This window comes from Propionicimonas sp. (assembly GCF_034927565.1).
Lineage (GTDB): Bacteria > Actinomycetota > Actinomycetes > Propionibacteriales > Propionibacteriaceae > Propionicimonas.
The window spans coordinates 126096-144399 of record NZ_JAYFPT010000008.1; the positions used below are offsets into that span (position 1 = coordinate 126096).

Below are 18304 nucleotides of genomic sequence, written 5' to 3' on the forward strand. Positions count from 1 at the left end.
TCGACCAGACGGTTCGGTCGGACCGGGCGCACACCAGTACCTAGAAGTCCTCGACGTGGAACTCCTGGACCGGGTTGTGCCGCAGCGCGCGGCCCCGGCTGAGCTGCTCGGCGATGGTGAACGCCAACTCCAGCGACTGGTTGCGGTTCAGCCGCGGGTCGCAGGCGGTCTCGTAGCGGTTCGCGAGGTCGGCCTCGGCCAGTTCGTCCACCCCGCCGACACACTCGGTGACATCGTCGCCGGTGAGCTCGATGTGCACCCCGCCCGGCCAGGTGCCCAGCTCGCGATGCACCTCGAAGAAGCCGTTGAGTTCGTCGACCACCTGGCTGAACGCGCGGGTCTTGTAGCCCAGCGAACTCTCGAAGGTGTTGCCGTGCATCGGGTCGCAGACCCAGGCGACCCGCCGTCCGGTGTCCTCCACCGCCGCCACGACGCCGGGCAGGACGGTGCGGATCCGTGCCGCACCCATCCGGGTGATGATCGTCAGCCGACCCGGCTCGTGGTCGGGATCGAGCGCGTCAGCCAGCGCCAGCACCTCGGCGGGTGTGGCGTCCGGTCCGATCTTCAGCCCGATCGGGTTACGGATGTGCTTCACGAACTCGACGTGTGCCCCGTCCTGCTGGCGGGTGCGCTCCCCCACCCACACCATGTGGGCGCTGGTGTCGTAGGGCGTGCCGGTGCGCGAGTCGATCCGGGTCAGGGCGTGCTCGTAGTCGAGCAGCAACGCCTCGTGGCTGGAGTAGAAGTCGACGGTGCGCAGCGACGCGTCGTCCACCCCGCAGGCGACCATGAAGGCCAGCGCCCGCTCGATCTCGTCCGCCATCGCCTCGTAGCGTCCCTCCACATTGGAGTTGCGGACGAAGTCGGAGTTCCAGGTGTGGACGGCGCGCAGGTCGGCGAAACCGCCCTTCACGAACGCGCGGATCAGGTTCAGCGTCGCCGCCGAGTGGTTGTATACCCCCAGCAGCCGGTTCGGGTCGGGCGTGCGGCTGGCGGCGTCGAAGGCCAACCCGTTGACCGCGTCCCCGCGGTAGGCAGGCAAGGTGACGCCACCCCGGGTCTCGGTGTCCTTGGAGCGCGGCTTGGCGTACTGCCCGGCGAGCCGGCCCACCTTCAGGACGGGGACCTGGGCGGCGTAAGTGAGGATGACCGCCATCGAGAGCAGCACCCTCAGCTTGCCGCGGATGTCGGCGGCCCGCACCGACTCGAAGGTCTCCGCGCAGTCGCCGCCCTGCAGCATGAAGGAACGACCCGCTGCCACCTCGGCGATCCGGGCCTTGAGGTCGTCGCACTCGCCGGCGAACACCAGCGGCGGCCGCTTCCGCAGCTCCGCCAACACCGGTTCGACGGCCTGTGGGTCGGGATACTGCGGCTGCTGTGCCATCGGGCGCGAACGGAGTTCCTCGAGCGACGGAATCAGGTCAACCACGCGCGCCAGCATACGTTGTGGCAGCCAGCACCGGCGCTGCTGTTCGCCACCGTGGGCAACCTGCCGGAACCCGGCTGGGCTCGTCCACCTCCAGCACCCCGGCGGTGGGGCACCGGGACGCTTCACCCCGGCCCCGTGACACGACCCGGCCGCTGTCAGCTGATGGCTGGCGGCACCTGGGGCGGCGTCGAGCCCTCGCCCGGACGGGGCAGCGCCTTCGCCGCGATGTCCGACTCCGACAGCGTGCCGTACTTCACCGCACTCGCGTACAGGTCGACATACTCCTGGCCGGATACCTGCTGAATGGCCGCCATCACCTCGTCGGTGACCCAGCGCACCACCGCATGGTCCTCGGCAAGCGGGACGTAGGCGGAGAAGTCCAGCGGCTCGCCGATCACGACCCGGGGCTTGTGGATCCACGGGATGCCGGCGAAGCCGCGCACCTCCAACGTGTCGAACATGGCCACCGGGACGACCGGAACGCCGGCGGCCAGCGCGATCCGCGCCACGCCGGTCTTGCCGCGGTAGAGCCGTCCGTCCGGCGAGCGGGTGCCCTCGGGGTAGATGCCGACGGTGCCGCCGGCCTTCAGTACCTCCAGGACGGGACCCAGCCCGGCCATCGACACCTTGCCGCCGGAGCGGTCCAGCGGCACCTGCCCGACCGCCTTGAGGAACCAGGCGACGATCCGGGAACCCAGCCCGCGATTTCCGCGGAAGAGTTCCGCCTTGGCCGGGAAGGTGACCTGCCGGTCGATCATCGAGGGCAGGATGAAGGTGTCTCCTGCGGAGAGGTGATTGCTGGCCAGAATCACCCCGCCGGTGGCAGGGATGTTCTCCACGCCCACCACGGTCGCACCGAACAGGTATTTCACCACCGGCCGGAACAGGATGGTCTTGAACACCGCGTAGAACATGGGAACCTTTCGAACTGGTCTGCCGCCACACCCTAATGCGACGGCACGCTCACTACCATGTGGGCATGCAGGTGCCCGACTACGCACAGCCCTTCCACGCCGGTGATGGACCGACCGCCGTCCTGTTCTGCCACGGCTTCACCGCCTCGCCCTGGACGATGCTGGAGTGGGCGAAGGCCACCGCCGCGGCCGGCCACCGCGTGGCGGTACCCCGGCTGCCCGGGCACGGCACCAGCTGGCAGGGGCTGAACGCCACCGACTGGCGGGACTGGTACGCCTGCGTCGAGCGCGAGTTCCGCGCCCTGGTGGCCGAGGCCGACCAGGTGTTCATCGCCGGCCTCTCGATGGGCGGCGCGCTGGCGCTGCGCCTGGCCGCGCACTACCGCGACCAGGTGGCCGGGATCGCGCTGGTGAACCCCGCGGTGCTGGCCTACCCGAAGGACCGGATGGCGGTGCCGCTCTCGGCTGTGATCAGGTCGGTCAAGGGGATCGGCTCCGACATCGCCAAGCCGGATGTCGACGAGCGGGCATATGACCGTACCCCGGTGCGTGCCGCTGCCTCGATGATGCGGATGTGGACCGATGTCCGGGCCACCCTCGACCTGGTGATCTGCCCGACCCTGATCTTCAGGTCCGCGGTCGACCATGTGGTGCCGGCCGCGTCCACCCAGTTCATCCTCAACCACATCTCCAGTGAGGAGATCACCGAGCAGGTGCTGACCCGCAGCTATCACGTGGCGACGATGGACTACGACGCCGAGCAGATTGTCACCGGGACGCTGAACTTCATCGCCGCGCACTCAGGCTAGTGGTGCCAGCAGACCACCACGTGCAGCGTCTACTTCCCGTCGCGCTCTGACCCGGCGAGCCGGGTCAGGTCGGCCCGGTACCAGCCCGTGACCCTGGCGACCTCATCCGCCGTGGCCGTACCGGCAATGGCCCGGCCAAAGAAGGCCATTGCCCAATCGGTGCCACCATGCTCGACCACGGCCGCCACCGCAGAGCGGGAGAGCGCATAGGCAGGCAGTAGCTGGCCGCCGGCAAAGGCTGCGTCCGGCGGCAGGGTCTGCGGTACCCCGTCCGCGGCGAGGGTCTGCTTCGCCCAGGCCAGGTCGGTCTGCTCGGCGGGGGGGCTGTGCTCGGTGGCCACCCATTCGGCCAGCCCCTCCTCCACCCACAGCGGTGCCCCGGCGGCGCAGGGTGAGGCCAGGGCGGCATGCACGGCCTCGTGCAGCAGCAACCCGTCCAGGTAGTCCGGCTGCAGGATCAGCACCTGCGGGTTCACCGCGATCCGCCCACGTCCGGCCAGGCAGCGGGTGACGGCGGCGGCGTCCGCGCTGTCCGGGCCGGCGAGCGCGGAGAACTCTGCCGCCGCAGCGGTCAGTTCCACGTCCAGACGGCCGTCCCAGTCGTCGGTCAGGCCGCCCAGGTCGGTCGCCTCCAGAGACTCGGCCGCCCAGTCCAGACGGGTCGACCACGCATCCCGGTCGGCGCTGCCGATCTGTGGCGTGACGAACAGGGTGCCGTGGCGGGTCTGGATGCCGAGCAGCGTGGGAGTGGCCGGGGACGGTGCCGAGGCCGGGGACGGCGGGAGTGCCGCGGCCGGCGCGCAGCCGGCCAGAACACATACCAGCCCGATCAGGAACCCCGCCGGCCGACCACGCATGTCGTCGAGGTTACCGAGCCGGTGCTGGCCGACGCTGTGGATAGCCGATCTGAGAGCACGTCCGGTGCCCGCAGATCACTGCCCGTAGCGGGGAGGAACAGGGGTGAGCCGTCCTCAGCCGAGGATCCGGCGGGCGCCGGACCAGGGCGCCGGGTAGGAGCTGAGCTTCTGGACGACCAGATCGGCGCGCGGGTTGCGGGCGTGCACGATCTTGCCGTTGCCGATGTACATGCCGACGTGATGCACCGGGCTGTACCAGAAGATCAGGTCGCCGGGCTTGAGCTCGGAGCGCTTGACCGGCTTGCCGATCCGCGACATCGCCCGCGAGGAATGCGGCAGCTTCACGCCGATCTGCCGGTAGGCGGCCAGCATCAGACCGGAGCAGTCGAAGTTCTTCGGGCCGGCGCCGCCGGTGACGTACTGGCCGCTCGGCACCTTGCTGACCGCATAGGCGATGACCTTCTTGATCCGGTCCTTGGTGTTTCCGGAGCGCGAGTCGGGGTCGTCGTCGATCTCGCCGAGGTCGAAGCTGTCGCCGGCCTCTTCCCTCGCGAGCCGCTGGCGCTCCTCCTCGGTGAGCCGGGACACCAGTGCCTGGGACTCCGCGATCTTGGCCTTCAGAGTCTTGTCGAGATCAGCCAGGCGGGCGCGTTCGGCGTCGAGGGCCTCAACCTCGGCCTCGGCTGCACGCTTCAGATCGAGCAGGTTGGCCTGCTGGGCCTGAAGCTCCTGGAGTGTGGAGTTCAGGTTGGCGTCAACGCTACTGGTGGTCGCGAGTCGGCCGAGGAAGGCCTCGGGGTCGCTCTCGGTGAACAGCTGGACGGTGGTGTCAATGCCGCGGCCCTGGAACTGGATCAGCGCCACTGCGCGGGCCTGAGAACCGAGCTGGTCGACCTTCTCCTGCTGCTTGGCGATGTCGGCCTGAAGACCCTTCAGCCGCTGCTCGCCCTCCCCAAGCTGGATCTTGGCCTCTTCGTAGTCCTCCTCGACCGCGCTGGCCTCCGTCTCCAGCTTCTGTACCTGGGCCTTGGCGTCAGCGATCGTGGTGGGCGTGGGGCTTGGCTTCGGGGTGGGCGCCGCGTCGGCGGTCGGGATACAGAGACCTGCGGTGAGCGCTCCGGCCGCCACTGCGACGAGGAACCCCCTGAGTTGAGAACGCACTCCCGTGAGCCCCTCCCGACGGGCCAGCACTGATTGCTGGCTGAACCAATACTGAGAAATCCTAAGGGAGTGCTCGGGATCTGGCAAACCCCCGCTCGACATCGCTTGTCATCGCCACCCCACGCACCAACCTCAGCGGCGGCACCAGCCCCGATTCGGCCATGGCACTCAGGGCTCCCAGCTCGTCGGCATCGAGTTCGACCTCGCTGGCCACCGGGCCGAGCAGCACCGAGATCACACAGTCGGAGCAGGCCGGCCCCCGGGCCCGGCAACTCCCGCAATCGACATGCAGTACGTCCATGGCTGCATCCTTGCGGCTGCCACTGACATTTCCGTCCGCCGCCGGCCCAGCCCACCAGCCGAGCCCCACGGCCGGCTCTCTCGCCGCTCTGGTCCAGCCCCGCCGACCCCGCTGGCCGAGACCCCACGCCGGGCCCTGGCGCGGCCGCCCTTCCCGCCCACCGAGCCGGCATTGTGCGTGATAGCTCACATTGCGACATCACATTGCGCCCGTCAGAACACGCGCAACGTGACCCAAGGCGCGCAACGTGGGGTTGGAGCGGAGACCGGCCCAAAGGGGCAGCGGGGATGGCGGTAGATCCACAGCGGGCAGCCTCCCGTCGGGGACGGCCGTCGGCACCTCGACACGTGCCAGGGCCGGACGAGGGGGGATCCGTCCGGCCCTGGGGAATGCCGCCCGCGCGGCGTGGCCTACAACACGACGTCGGTGATCTCGCCGGTCTCCGGATCGTTCAGGATCAGCTTCGAGCGTCCGTCCGGGAGCAACTCGCGCTTCACCACCGTCCTGCCCTGGTGGTATTCGGGCACCCGCTTGATGGACGCCGCCGTCCCGCCGCGCCACGCGACCTCGACCGGCTCCCACTGCCGGGTCTGCGCCGACTTCAGCGCGGCGTCCATGATCGTGTTCACCACGTAGCCGTCGTAGAGGGTCTCCCGCGGGGCCCGGCCGGCATCGATCGCGTCGAACATGTCGGAGAACATGTCCACGTAGCCGAGTTCACTCACCTCATCGCCCACCGGGAACAGCCAGCCGGCGTCGGTCTCGGCCTTCTCGGCGACGTAGCCGCCGGAGCCGCCGGTGGTGAACAGTTCCAGGCCGGTGCGCAGGAAGTGGTCGATCCGGATCGTGCCCTCGGTGCCGGACACCTCGTCGCGCAGGTCCATGCCGCCGCGGAAGGTCCACGAGACCTCGATCTGGCCGATCGCGCCGGACTCGAACCTCACCAGGAAGATCGCGTTGTCCTCCGCCGCGATCGGGTGCACCAGGGTGTCTGCCCAGGCCATCACCTCGATCGGACGGTTGTCCTTGCCGACGAAGTTGCGGGCGATCTCGATGCAGTGGCAGCCGAGGTCGATCACCGCGCCGCCGCCGGCACGCTTGGAATCCCAGAACCAGGCCGAGTGCGGTCCGGGGTGGGCCTCACGGGCCCGCACCCAGGTGACGTCCCCGATCGCGCCGGCCTTCACCGACGCCAGCGAGACAGTGGTCTTCGGGGTGTAGACCAGGTCCTCCAGGTAGCCGCCGAAGATCCCGGCCGACTCGACGATGTCGAGGATCTCCTTCGCCTCCGCCCCGGTCCGGCCCAGCGGTTTGGTCACCAGCAGGTTCTTGCCCGCGGCCGCCACCTTGCCGATGGTCTCCAGGTGCAGGTCGTTGGGCAGACCGACGACAACAGTGTCGACCTCGGGGTCGTTGATCGCGTCGTCGACGCAGGTGGTGTGGCGCGGGATCCCCCAGCGCTCGGAGAAGGCCCTGCCGCGCTCCTCGGAGCGGGAGTAGGCGACCACGACGCGGTCCCGGCCGCGTTGGGAGTGCAGGGTCATGGTGTAGAAGTCGCCGATCAGGCCCGTCCCGAGCATCGCGACCTTGTGAGACGTCAGCGTCGACATGCCAGCCTTCCTTGGATGTTGTCTAGAGAGCTTGCACCCTATACGTTATACAACTATCACCCAGTGCGCCGGTTTTTTCCACCGCCACCCGAGCGTGGTGGACACCGTGGGCGCGCCAACACACAGGAGGCTGAACGATGGTGGGGCACGACGTCGCCACCCTGGGAAGCGCCGACGTCCTGGTGGTCGGCTCCGGAGCGGCCGGATCCGCCGCCGCGATCGCCGCCGCCCGAACCGGCGCCAGCGTGATCCTGGTCGAGAAGCTCCCCTTCCTGGGCGGCAACTCGACAGCGGTGCTCGACACCTTCTACGGCTTCTTCACCCCCGGCGAGCATGCCCACAAGGTGGTCGGCGGGATCGGCGACGAGGTGGTGGCAGGGCTGGAGCGCCGCGGCAGGGTGGTCCGGCGTCCCAATACCTACGGCGCGGGCACCGGCATCACCTACAACCCGCAGCAGCTCAAGCTGGTCTGGGAGGAGCTGGTCACCGCCGCCGGTGTGCGGGTGCTGCTGCACTGCTTCGTTCAGGATGTCTTCGTCACCGACGGCCGGGTCACCGGGGTGCTGGTGGCCACCAAGTCCGGGCTGCGCCGAATCGAGGCCGCGGTCGTGGTGGACGCCTCCGGAGACGCCGATGTCTGCCACTACGCCGGCTTCGGCTACGAGCGGGCTGGCGAGCTGGAGCCGTCCCAGACCCTCACCACCACCTTCCAGATGGTCGGAGTGGACTGGACGCAACGGAAGACGATCGACAAACAGCGGTTGCACGAGCTGATGGGCCAGGCCTACGAGCGCGGCTATGCATTACCCCGGCGGGAGGGCTCCGACCACGTCACTCCGCTGGACGGCGTCTCCGCCACCGTGATGACCAGGCTGGATGCGGTGGTCGAACGGGACGGCCACCTGGTGGGGATCGAGGATCCCGACTTCCTCACCCGCGCCGAGATCGAGGGACGCCGGCAGGCCGCCGAATACGCCCGGTTCCTGCGCGACTTCGTCCCGGGCTACGCCGACGCGGAACTGTACGGCTTCTCGGCCCAGATCGGGATCCGGGAGACCCGGCGGGTCTACGGCGACTACCGGCTGACCCGCTCCGACGTGCTGTCGGCCCGGCAGTTCGACGACCAGGTCGGCCAGTGCGGGGCACCGATCGAGGACCACCATGCCGGTACCGGCACCCACTGGGCCTACCTGCCGGAGGGCGCGACGGTGGGTATCCCCGCCCGCACCCTGATCGTCCGGGACGCGGTGAACACCCTGGTCGCCGGGCGGTGCTTCTCCGCCAGCCACGACGCGCACGCCTCCGTCCGCTCGATGGGGCAGGTGATGGCGATGGGCCAGGCCGCCGGGACGCTGGCCGGCCAGGCGGTGGCCGATGGCGGCGACGTGCGCGCCGTCTCGTACTCCCGGCTCGAAAAGGCCCTGCGCGACGGTGGCGCCGTCCTCGACTCCCCCGCAGCCTGATGCCCACCCGGTCGTCCCGGCAAAGGGGACGAGTTGGAACGAAAGGAATGAGATGGCAGTGATCCGGACGGTGCTGGGCGACATCGAGGCCGATCAGGCCGGGCTGGTCTACGCCCACGAGCACCTGATCCTCGACTCGGTGCTGATCGCGAAGGCCTTCCCGCACATCCTGCTGGACTCGGTCGAGGTGGCGGCAGCGGAGGTCGTCCACTGCCGCGACGCCGGCGCCCGCACCATGGTGGACGCGATGCCGTGTGCCAGCGGACGCGGGGTGCTCGCACTGGCCGAGGTCTCTCGCAGGACCGGGGTCAACCTGCTCACCGTGACCGGCCTGCACCACGAGCGCTACTACGGCCACGACCACTGGACGGCGCGGATCCCGGTCGACACCCTCGCCGAGCTGTTCGCGCTCGATGTCGAACAGGGGGTGGACACCTACGACTACACCGGTCCGGTGATCGAGCGGACCCCGTACCGCGCCGGCCTGATCAAGGTGGCCTCCTCCGGCGGCCCGCTGGACGCCCGCGAACAGCGGCTCTTCGACGCCGCGGCGGCCGCCTCGCTGCGCACCGGGGCGCCGATCATCACCCACTGCGAGGACGGCCGCGGCGGCGATGTCCAGGTCGCCGAACTCGCCGCCCGCGGCGTGGACCCCGACCGGGTGCTGCTGTCACACACCGACAAACACCCGGACGCCGGCTACCACCGCGAACTGGCCGCCTCGGGCGCCTACCTGGTGTACGACCAGGCCCTGCGCACCACCGACGCCGATCCGGCGCCCACCACCGCGCTGGTCGCCACACAGGTCGCGGCCGGCCACGGCGACCACATCCTGCTCGGCACCGACGGTGCCCGCCGCAGCCTGTGGACCGAGCACGGCGGTACCCCGGGGCTGGCCTGGCTGGCCGCCGTCCTGCCCTCCCGGCTGCGCGCCGCCGGCCTCACCCAGCAGCAGGTGGATGCCCTCTACGTCGCCAATCCCGCCAAGGCGCTCGCCTTGCGCTGAGGAAGAGATGGACGCCCGGCAGGCAGGGTAGCGGGAGGACCCCGCAAGCCGGGTCACGACGACTCGCGGACCGTCTTGCGGGGATCCTCCACGCGAATCAGCACTTGTCGCTGTACACCAGCGCTTGGGTTTCGGCGGTATCGGCCTGGTCAGCAGAGATAGCGACCATTTCAATACTCTGTTTGACGGTCACGTCTTTGCCGTCGAGAGCGTTCACAAGATTGTCCAGTGCTGTGGCACCCATCTGCCGGACCTGCTGGGTGATCAGCGTCTGCACATCCCCGGATTTCAGGTGCTCGATCTGTGCAGCGTCGGAGTCAAAGGCCACGATCTTCACATCGCCGGGGTTCTTCCCGGCAACCTTCAGCGCCGGGATGGCGGCTTCGCTCTGCTGATTGCTGGTTGCGACGATTCCCGCGAGATCCGGATGCGCTGCAAGCGTCGCCTTGACCACCGACGCGGTCTTCGTGGCATCGTTGCCGGTGAACTGCACGGGCAGGACATTCAGATTTGGATGGTTAGGGGCCTCGTCGGTGAACCCCTTCGCGCGCTGGTTGGTCGAGGTCGATCCCGGACCGATGTCGAGCACGAGGATGGGACCGGAAGCATCACCGAGCAATTCGGACATACTGGCGGCGGCAAGCTTTCCGCCGCTGGCGTTGTCCGAGGTCACACTGGAGACCACAAATGAGGTGTCGTCGATGGTGGTGTCCACTTCAGCCACCTTGATCCCAGCGGCCGCCATCTGCTTCATAGGAGCGGCCAGCGCGGTGGCGTCGGTCGGTTCGATGACCACGCCGTCCGGCTTCTGTGCGGTGACCGCGTGCACGATCGGAATCTGCACCGTTGGGTCGAAGGCGGAAGGCCCGTTGACGGTCAGGTTGACCCCGAGTTTCTCGGCCTCGGTCTGCATGCCGCAGCCGAGGGTAATGGCGAACGCGTTCGCAGCATTGCCATTGATGAATGTGATGTTGTACCTGCTCGCCGCCGGGCTGCTGGTCGTTTCCGGCGACGATTGCGGCGGCTGGTTCGACGAACAGGCCGATACGGTCAACAGAGCAGTGGCAGCCACGGCAAGCAGTTGTCCGTGACGGCGAGTGAGAGTAGTGGACATTGATGTAACTCCTCTTGCGTTCAAGCGCTCCGGCGGGCCCGGCGACGCATCTGGTCGATGTAGACGGCGAGAATGAGGACGCATCCGACGAGGACCGTCTCCCAGAAGGGGGTTACCCCGGCAATGATCAGGCCATTGCGCAGGGAGGTGGGAATGAGGATTCCGATAAGCGAGCCGACGATCGTTCCGCGACCGCCGAACAAACTCGTGCCGCCCAGAATCACCCCAGAGATCACGGCGAGACTGAGTGAGCCGTAACCCCCGATAGTCGTGGTGGAGAACTGTGCGAGCGACATGACCGATGCCACTCCTGCCAAGAGCCCCTGGAGTGCGTAGATCATCACCTGGTGTCTGGTGACGTTGATACCGACCCTCTTGGCAGCGACCTCATTCGATCCGATGGCGTAGGCGTAGCGGCCGAACTGGGTCTGGTGCAGGACGAACGCGCCGATCACGGTCACAACAGCCGCTATCAGAACCATGGACGGAATGCCCAAGACCTTGCTGTAGCCGATGGCTTCGGCAAGCTTCGTGGGAACCGTCGGGATGTCAATTCCTGACGTGATGATCTGCGCGAGCCCGAGCGCGACGCCCGTAGTCCCGAGTGTGACGATCAGCGCTGGAATGTTGGTCACGGCCACCAACCAGCCGTTGACAACACCCCACAGCGTTCCGACCACGACCGCGACGACAATACCGACGACAATGGCACCCCAGCCGCCTGAAGTGCCGCCCATTGCGGTCATGACTTCGGCGGAGACCACGCTGGAGAACACCAAGACGGAGGCGATGGACAGATCGATACCGGCTGACACGATGACGAACGTCTGCCCGACCGCGAGCACCAACACGATGGCAGCGTCTGTGCCTATGGACTGGAAGTTGTAGGCGGTCAGGAAACTCTCGGGTCTCAAGACCGAGAAGACGGCCAGGATGACCAGCAACACTCCGATGAGCAGGAGCCGGTCAGACTGCACGACCGACTTAAGCCAAGAGGTGGCAGATCCCGCGCTCTCGGACGGAGTCTGGTGCGGTGTCTTCGTTGTCATTCCGCTACTTCCTCATCGTGAATCAGGCCACCGGTGAGCGCCGCGACGACCTCTTCGACAGTGGCGTCTTTCGTGGCGAATCTGGCGACGCGACGGCCCAACCGAAGCACTTCGATGCGGTCAGAGACCGCGAGCACGTCCTGGAGGTTGTGACTGATCAGCACGACTGCAGTTCCGTTGTCACGGACTCGGCGGATCAGGTTGAGCACGGCTTCGGTCTGCACATGACCAAGTGCCGCCGTCGGCTCATCGAGAAAGATCAACTTCGTCGCCCAGGCTGCCGCGCGGGCAACCGCGACGCTTTGTCGCTGCCCCCCGGACAGCGACTCCACGGGCGCAGACAGTGTTCCAGGCCGAATTCCCAGCCGGTCGAAGATGGCGGCGGTCTCGGCTGCCATCTTCGCCTTGTCCAGGGCACCGAGTCTCCCGAGAAGACCCTGCCTGCGAATCTCCCTGCCGAGGAACAGGTTGCTGGGGGTGTCCAGGTCCATCGCAAGGGCAAGGTCCTGGTAGACGGTCTCGATATTCAGCCCGCGGGCAACCATCGGGCTGGCGAGGTCAACGGGTTCACCTTCGAACAGGATGGACCCGCTTGTCGGCTGGTCACTTCCCGACAGGATCTTGACCAGGGTGCTCTTGCCCGCACCGTTGTCGCCGACCAAAGCAACAACTTCTCCCCTGTTGACGTCGAAGTTCGCGCCCCGTAACGCCTCGACGGATCCGAAGCGCTTGACGATACTGCGCGCCATGAGCAGTGGCGTGGTCATGACGCCCGCCTGGCAATGCGGGCCTGATGCAGGAGCACCGCTCCGTCCACCACGTGGATGCTGACGCGTCTGCCCGGCGGCGCGCACATTCGAGTGCTCAATGCCACTGCGTCGATGTAGATCGCGGCGATGTCGTGGTCCACGATGACCTCCAAGGTGTATTCCCGTCCTGTTGTCAGGCGTAACGGGCGGTCCAGTCCAGTTCCGGTGAACTCCTGCCAGCGCGGATTCGGCCGGCGACCGAAACCGAGCCGCCCTTCCACCGGTGAGAGCCTGAACTCGTACCCTCCACCGGCGTCGTCCTCCCCCACCCGGATGCCGATCTGCAGCGTCGGGTCGGTGATGGTGATGGTTGCGGTAAGCACAAAGGACTCAGATGGCGCAGTTCCCAGCTGCCGCTCGACGAGGTCGCCCGTGCTGCGCAGGACGATCGGTCCCGGAAGGTACTCGGTGACCATGCCGTATGCCCGCCGGATGGTGTCGGGGAGGGCTGTGCCCAGGCTGCCGTCGGCACGCTGGACAACTTCGTGAACGAGCAGCGTCCCACCCCACTGCCAGTTGCCCACGTCCGAATCGCCTTCGCGGGTCGGAACCCATCCGAACAGGTAGCGTCGTTCACCGTCGGACGCGGTACGCGCAGCGTAATAGGCACGCCCGTCGAAGCAGTCGTCTGCCGGCGTGCGCCACGGGCCGGTTGGCGAGTCTCCGATGCGGTAGATCGTGCGGATCCGGTCGGAGTACTCGTGCGCCAGCAGGTACCAGGTGTCGCCGATCGCGAAGAGATCCGGCATCTGGTGCATGGTGTACAGGCCCGGACCCCACAGATCTCCGCGAAAAGTCCAGGCTTGCAGGTCCGGCGAGGTGAAGTACACGGTGGCGCCAGTCAGCTGCCGGCTCTCTGCGCGGTGGCGAGCGCCGAGGATCATCATGTACTCGCCGCTGGCCGGGTCGCGAAGCACGAACGGGTCCCGCCAGTCGTCTGGGTCGTAGCCGGGCTCGGGCGGGGCGAGCCTTTCCCCGGTCTTGGTCCAGGTGACCAGGTCCGGGCTGGTGGCGGTCATCAGGACCTCCGTCGGGAGCCCGCGCGAGGCGTAGGAGCTGTTGTGCCCGGTGTAGTACGCGTAGAACGTCTCGTCCGCGCGGAAGACGCTGCCCGCGTAGATGAATCGATCCTGTTCGTCGTCGCCGCCTCGCGGGATGACATCGCCATGATCGGCGTACGAGACGAAATCCGAGGTCGTGACCAGCGACCAGCCGAACGGTTCTCCCAGCGGCCCGAGACGCCGGGTGTCGCGTTGGTGAAACAGGTAAAACGTACCGTCATGGTGCACCGGCATGCAGTCGCCGAACCATCGGCGGTGTGGTTGGTACAACACGTCGTACATCGGCGTCACTCCTGGTTCCGGGGTGCGACCTGAGACACGACGGCATCACGGATCTCCACGGCGCCGTCGACGACATCGACAGCCAGCGCGGCACCTCCGTCGGTGTACATGCGAGCGCTGAGTGCGACGTTGTCCACATAGAGCGTGGCGATGGTGCCGTCGCAGATCAACTGGAGGCGGTGGTCCGTGTCGGGTTCCAGATGCACGAAACGTTGCAGCCCTTTGTCGTTGTATCCGCTCCAGCGGAACGTGCCGTGCCGGTCGAAGCGCACCTGATGACAGGACGGATGCAGGGAGAACTGGTATCCCTCCCCGGTCTCCGGATTCTCCCGCAACCGCAAGCTGATCTTCCGAGTCCCGGCGCTGAAGCGGATTGTCGCAGTGACGCTCACCTCGGGTTCGAGTTGCGGGGACAGGACCGTCTCGGCCAAGCCGTCGGCGCGTGACAGCTGGATCGGACCTTCCTGAAGAGGCGTGGAGTTGATCAGTGCCGCCCTCACCGTCCCTGGGAGTGCCACACCCAGAGTGCCGTCGGCCCGCTGCACGAGCTCGTGCACGAGGAGCGTTCCACCCCACTGCCACGCGCCGGTGTCATCGTCGTTCTCCTTGGTCGGCACCCAACCGAAGAGGTAGCGGTGCTCGCCATCGGCAGCCGACCTCGCCGCGTAGTAGGCGCGGCCATCGAACGCGTCATCGGGTGGGGCGGCCCACGGTCCTTCCAGAGACCTACTCATCCGGTACACGGTCTTGCAGGCGTCGTTGTAGTCGGTGGTTAGCAGGTACCAGTAGTCGCCCAGTTGGAACAGGTCGGGCATTTCATGCATCGTGTACAGGTCAGGAGCCCAGAAATCTCCCCGGAACTCCCATTCCTGCAAGTCTGATGAGGTGAAATACACCGTTCGTCCGGTGAGCACCTTCTGACCCTGGATCTTTCGTGCACCCAGGATGAGAACGTAGCGCTGGCGCCCACGGTCGAAGAACAGGAACGGGTCTCGCCAGTGGTTCGGGTCGTAGCCGGGCTCGGGCAGGACTACAGCCCGGTCGGTCTTGGTCCAGTGGAGCAGGTCGGTGCTGGTTGCGATCATCAGAGCCTGAGCGGGTCTGCCCTGATCAGCGAAGGTTCGGTTGTAGCCGGTGTAGAACGCGTAGTAAGCGTCGGCCCCGCGAAACACGGTTCCTGCATAGATGAACTGGTCCTGCGCGTCGTCTCCACCACCGGGAATGACCTCGCCCAGGTCCTCGTAGTCAATGAAGTTGCTGGTTCGGGCCAGCGACCACCCGAAGGGTTCGCCGAACACGCCGGGATTGCGGGTGTCGCGCTGGTGGAACAGGTGGAACTGGCCGTTCTCATAGAACGGCATGCAGTCGCCGAACCACGTACCTGACGGTTGGTAGAAGAGCCTGAACACGTGCGGTCTTTCTCCTTGGTGACCCGCTGCGGGGATCGGTGGTGACGAAGGAGCCGGACTTTCCGGTCGCCGGCGGCTGTGAATCAGACCGGTGACAAGGGGGACGCCCACGTCGTTGGAAACGTTTCCATGGAATATAGACGATGCCTCGTTGCCTGTCTAGATCCAGATCAAAAATGCTGGTAATATCCTTGGTAGGTTGATCGAGCTCGGACGGATGTCATGGTTGAAACGTTTCCAGAGGAGCTGCCTCCCCAGCGTCGTGCCGCGACGATGCGGGATGTGGCGTCGCTGGCGGGCGTCGGCATCGCGACCGTCTCACGGGTGGTGAACGACAAGCCCGGAGTCGCCGCTGCAGTGGCGGAACGAGTGAAGTCGGCGGCCGCGCAGCTCGGCTACCACCACGACCTGACTGCCAGCAGCCTGAGACGTGCGGATCGGCGGACCGATTCCATCGGCGTCATTGTCGGCGATGTTGCCAATCCCTTCTCGGCAGCGATCCTCCGTGCGGTCGAAGATGTCGCCACCCGGCACGATTCGCTCGTCCTCATCGGCTCCGCCGAACAGGACGCCATTCGGGAGAAACGACTGATCCGCAGCCTGACCGCGCGCCGGGTCGACGGCCTGATCGTCGTGAGTGATCACATCAGCGAGGAACTCGTCGACGCCCGGCAGCGAGGGGTCGCCGTCGTGAGCGTCGACCGGCACATCGAAGGGCTCACCGGCGTCGACAGCGTGACCACCGACAACCGCCGGGGCATGCGCGAAGCTGTCCATCACTTGTACGACGGCGGGCATCGGCGGATCGCGTATCTCGGTGACCTGCCCGAGATCTGGACGGCACAGGAACGATTTGCAGGATTCGTCGAGGGTTTCGCTGCCATCGGCTGCCAACTCGACCCGCGCCTCGTCAGGCACAATCTGCACAGCGAGGAAGCCACCCACGCTGCCGTGCGGGAGCTGATGGCGGCCGACAGCCCTCCGACCGCGATCATCTCGGCCCAGAACCTGATCACGATCAGCATCCGCCGCGAGCTACGTGCGCTCGGCCGCGACAGCATCATCGCCCACATCGGCTTCGACGACTTCCCGCTCGCGGATCTGCTGGGAGTCTCGGTGATCGCGCCGAATCCCTCCGACATCGGCCGGACCGCCGCAGACCGGCTGTTCGCCCGGATCGACAACTCCACCGAACCCGAGCGCCATGTTGTTCTCCCGACGCGCTACATCCCCCGAGGATCCGGTGAGATCAGGCGGCGGCCGTGATGAGGAACACTCCGATCCAGGCAGGGCACGACGCCTACGAGTTACTGATCGTCCGCTACGCGACCAAGACCGTCGATTCAACGATGGCGAACTACTACTGTGCCGACATCTACGCCGCGGCAGACTCAGTCTCGCAGATGGACTACTACTTCTGGGTGGCCCGCAACTCCACCCGCACGGTGTTGATCGACTGCGGATTCGACGGCGATCGCGCCAGCCACCGGGGTGAGCATCACGACCACGATCCGCTCGACACCCTGACTCGCCTGGGAATCAAGCCCGACGATGTCGACGCGATCATCCTGTCGCACATGCACTACGACCATGCCGGCAACATCGACAAGTTTCCGCAGGCGACAGTGTTGGTCTCCCAACGCGAATTCGACTTCTGGACCGGCCCGCTCGCCGGGCGCCCGGTGTTTGCCTGGACGGTGGAGACGACGGAGATCGACGCCGTTCGGCAGGCCGGGCAGCAGGGCCGGCTCCGCCTGATCGGCGAGACTGAAGAGGTGTTCCCTGGTATCACCGTGTCCCCGATCGGCGGTCACACACCCGGAATGGCTCTCACGACCGTCGCGACAGCGGCGGGCTTGGTGGTCTTGGCCTCCGACGCGATCCACTTTTACGACGAGATGGATCTCGATCGCCCGTTCTTCCTGTTCTCGGATCTCCCCGAAATGTACGAGGGCTACGGCTTGCTGCGGAGTCTGGGAGAGCGCGAGGACACCGTGGTGATAGCCGGCCACGACCCAGCAGCGTTCTCCCGCTTCACGCCGCTCTGCGGAGAGTTGGGCGACTACGTCGGGCGCTTGGGGAGCAGCCTCGCCCAGCCTGCGTCCTCCGTCAGCCGATCAGCGGACGCAGGGTGTTGCGAGCCAGCACCAGACCGCGCTTGACCAACTCCTCGGTGCCCTCGAAGTCGCGGTCCTCGTGCTCCACGCAGACCACCGAGTCGTAGCCGGTGCGGTAGAGGGCGGAGATGAAGGTGCGCCAGTTGACCTCGCCCAGGCCGGGCAGCCGAGGGATCTGCCACCCCATCCCGGCCGACAGAATGCCGTTGCGGTACAGGCCCTCCCGGTCGATCTGCAGGTCCTTGGCGTGGACGTGATAGATCCGCGAGCCGAAGTCGCGCACCACCCGCTCGATGTCGATCATCTGCCAGACCAGATGGGACGGGTCGAGGTTCAGTCCAAGGGTGGGGTCGCCGTCCACCGCGTCGAACATCCGTTCCCAGGTCTGCGGCGCGTAGGCGAGGTTGTCGCCCGACGGCCACTCGTCGCCGGAGAAGAGCATCGGGCAGTTCTCGATGCCGATCCGGACGCCGTGATCCTTCGCGTAGCCGATCAGCTCGGGAAACACCCGGCGGTACTCCTCGAAGTTCTCGTCCAGGGTCTTGCTGTGATCGGCGCCGACGAAGGTGGTGATCAGCCCGACCCCCATCAGCGACGAGGCGTCGATCAACTTTCTCAGGTGGGCGTGCACCGCGGCGCGGTGCTCCGGGTCGGGGTGCAACGGGTTCGGGTAGTAGCCCAGCGAGGAGATCGTGATACCGGTCTCGGCCAGCTCGCCGACGATCTCGTCCGCCCTGGTCTTCTCCAGCCCGTCCACGTCGATGTGGCAGACACCGGCATAGCGCCGCTTCGCCCCGCCGGCGGACGGCCAACAGGCCACCTCCAGTTGCTCGAACCCCTCGGCGGCCGCCCACTTCGCGACCTCGATCAGCGGCTGGTCGCCCAACGCGACCGACAACAGCCCGAGTTTCAT

The 18304-nt window shown here is 67.0% G+C and carries 17 protein-coding genes; 5 read left to right on the forward strand and 12 right to left on the reverse strand.

The features are described from left to right. Positions 1 to 40 precede the first annotated feature (40 nt). Entirely contained in the window at positions 41 to 1429 is a 1389-nt protein-coding gene (locus tag VB080_RS02565; protein ID WP_416339586.1) for a class II 3-deoxy-7-phosphoheptulonate synthase, read from the reverse strand. Positions 1430 to 1584: 155 nt separating this feature from the next. After that, positions 1585 to 2343: a lysophospholipid acyltransferase family protein gene (locus VB080_RS02570; protein ID WP_323416853.1), complete on the reverse strand. Its 759-nt coding sequence runs from the start codon at positions 2341 to 2343 to the stop codon at positions 1585 to 1587. A 65-nt stretch (positions 2344 to 2408) separates the two neighbouring features. Between VB080_RS02570 and VB080_RS02575 the strand changes: the two genes are divergently transcribed. After that, entirely contained in the window at positions 2409 to 3152 is a 744-nt protein-coding gene (locus tag VB080_RS02575; protein ID WP_323416854.1) for an alpha/beta hydrolase, read from the forward strand. Positions 3153 to 3181: 29 nt separating this feature from the next. On the opposite strand, the gene VB080_RS02580 is transcribed toward VB080_RS02575, so the two are convergent. From VB080_RS02580 to VB080_RS02595, 4 genes are all read right to left on the reverse strand, one after another. After that, complete coding sequence (locus tag VB080_RS02580) at positions 3182 to 4009, reverse strand: hypothetical protein (protein ID WP_323416855.1); 828 nt, start codon at positions 4007 to 4009, stop codon at positions 3182 to 3184. Positions 4010 to 4123: 114 nt separating this feature from the next. Next, positions 4124 to 5170 (reverse strand): C40 family peptidase, encoded by a 1047-nt coding sequence (locus VB080_RS02585; RefSeq protein WP_323416856.1) that lies wholly within the window; start codon positions 5168 to 5170, stop codon positions 4124 to 4126. A 61-nt stretch (positions 5171 to 5231) separates the two neighbouring features. Next, a complete protein-coding gene (locus VB080_RS02590; protein WP_323416857.1) occupies positions 5232 to 5471 on the reverse strand; it encodes a hypothetical protein in 240 nt (79 codons plus the stop codon). Positions 5472 to 5881: 410 nt separating this feature from the next. Continuing rightward, a complete protein-coding gene (locus VB080_RS02595) occupies positions 5882 to 7081 on the reverse strand; it encodes a Gfo/Idh/MocA family oxidoreductase (protein ID WP_323416858.1) in 1200 nt (399 codons plus the stop codon). A 137-nt stretch (positions 7082 to 7218) separates the two neighbouring features. Here VB080_RS02595 and VB080_RS02600 point away from each other — a divergent pair, with 137 nt between their 5' ends. Both VB080_RS02600 and VB080_RS02605 read left to right on the forward strand, forming a co-directional pair. Then, complete coding sequence (locus tag VB080_RS02600; protein ID WP_323416859.1) at positions 7219 to 8544, forward strand: FAD-dependent oxidoreductase; 1326 nt, start codon at positions 7219 to 7221, stop codon at positions 8542 to 8544. A 52-nt stretch (positions 8545 to 8596) separates the two neighbouring features. Next, positions 8597 to 9550 carry a hypothetical protein gene (locus tag VB080_RS02605; RefSeq protein ID WP_323416860.1) on the forward strand — a complete coding sequence of 318 codons (954 nt, stop codon included), beginning with the start codon at positions 8597 to 8599 and terminating at the stop codon, positions 9548 to 9550. Between the two features lie 97 nt (positions 9551 to 9647). Here the strand turns inward: VB080_RS02605 and VB080_RS02610 are convergent, their stop codons facing one another. The 5 genes from VB080_RS02610 to VB080_RS02630 are packed head-to-tail and all read right to left on the reverse strand — an operon-like array spanning position 9648 to position 15274. After that, positions 9648 to 10664, reverse strand: a complete 1017-nt coding sequence (locus tag VB080_RS02610) for an ABC transporter substrate-binding protein (RefSeq protein ID WP_323416861.1) — start codon at positions 10662 to 10664, stop codon at positions 9648 to 9650. A 20-nt stretch (positions 10665 to 10684) separates the two neighbouring features. Beyond that, positions 10685 to 11713 carry an ABC transporter permease gene (locus tag VB080_RS02615; RefSeq protein ID WP_323416862.1) on the reverse strand — a complete coding sequence of 343 codons (1029 nt, stop codon included), beginning with the start codon at positions 11711 to 11713 and terminating at the stop codon, positions 10685 to 10687. Continuing rightward, positions 11710 to 12480: an ATP-binding cassette domain-containing protein gene (locus VB080_RS02620; RefSeq protein WP_323416863.1), complete on the reverse strand. Its 771-nt coding sequence runs from the start codon at positions 12478 to 12480 to the stop codon at positions 11710 to 11712. Before VB080_RS02620 ends, VB080_RS02615 begins: the two co-directional genes overlap by 4 nt. Then, on the reverse strand, positions 12477 to 13865 hold the full coding sequence (locus VB080_RS02625) for a glycosyl hydrolase family 32 (protein WP_323416864.1): 1389 nt from the start codon (positions 13863 to 13865) through the stop codon (positions 12477 to 12479). The genes VB080_RS02620 and VB080_RS02625 overlap by 4 nt, the downstream gene beginning before the upstream one ends. Before the next feature lie 5 nt (positions 13866 to 13870). Further along, a complete protein-coding gene (locus VB080_RS02630) occupies positions 13871 to 15274 on the reverse strand; it encodes a GH32 C-terminal domain-containing protein (RefSeq protein ID WP_323416865.1) in 1404 nt (467 codons plus the stop codon). Positions 15275 to 15547: 273 nt separating this feature from the next. Between VB080_RS02630 and VB080_RS02635 the strand changes: the two genes are divergently transcribed. Further along, positions 15548 to 16540 (forward strand): LacI family DNA-binding transcriptional regulator, encoded by a 993-nt coding sequence (locus VB080_RS02635; RefSeq protein ID WP_323416866.1) that lies wholly within the window; start codon positions 15548 to 15550, stop codon positions 16538 to 16540. Continuing rightward, positions 16540 to 17436, forward strand: a complete 897-nt coding sequence (locus VB080_RS02640) for an N-acyl homoserine lactonase family protein (protein ID WP_323416867.1) — start codon at positions 16540 to 16542, stop codon at positions 17434 to 17436. The genes VB080_RS02635 and VB080_RS02640 overlap by 1 nt, the downstream gene beginning before the upstream one ends. Here VB080_RS02640 and VB080_RS02645 read toward each other — a convergent pair. Next, the gene (locus VB080_RS02645) at positions 17384 to 18304 is read right to left on the reverse strand and encodes a sugar phosphate isomerase/epimerase (protein WP_323416868.1); all 921 of its coding nucleotides are present in this window, start codon (positions 18302 to 18304) and stop codon (positions 17384 to 17386) included. The genes VB080_RS02640 and VB080_RS02645 overlap by 53 nt on opposite strands.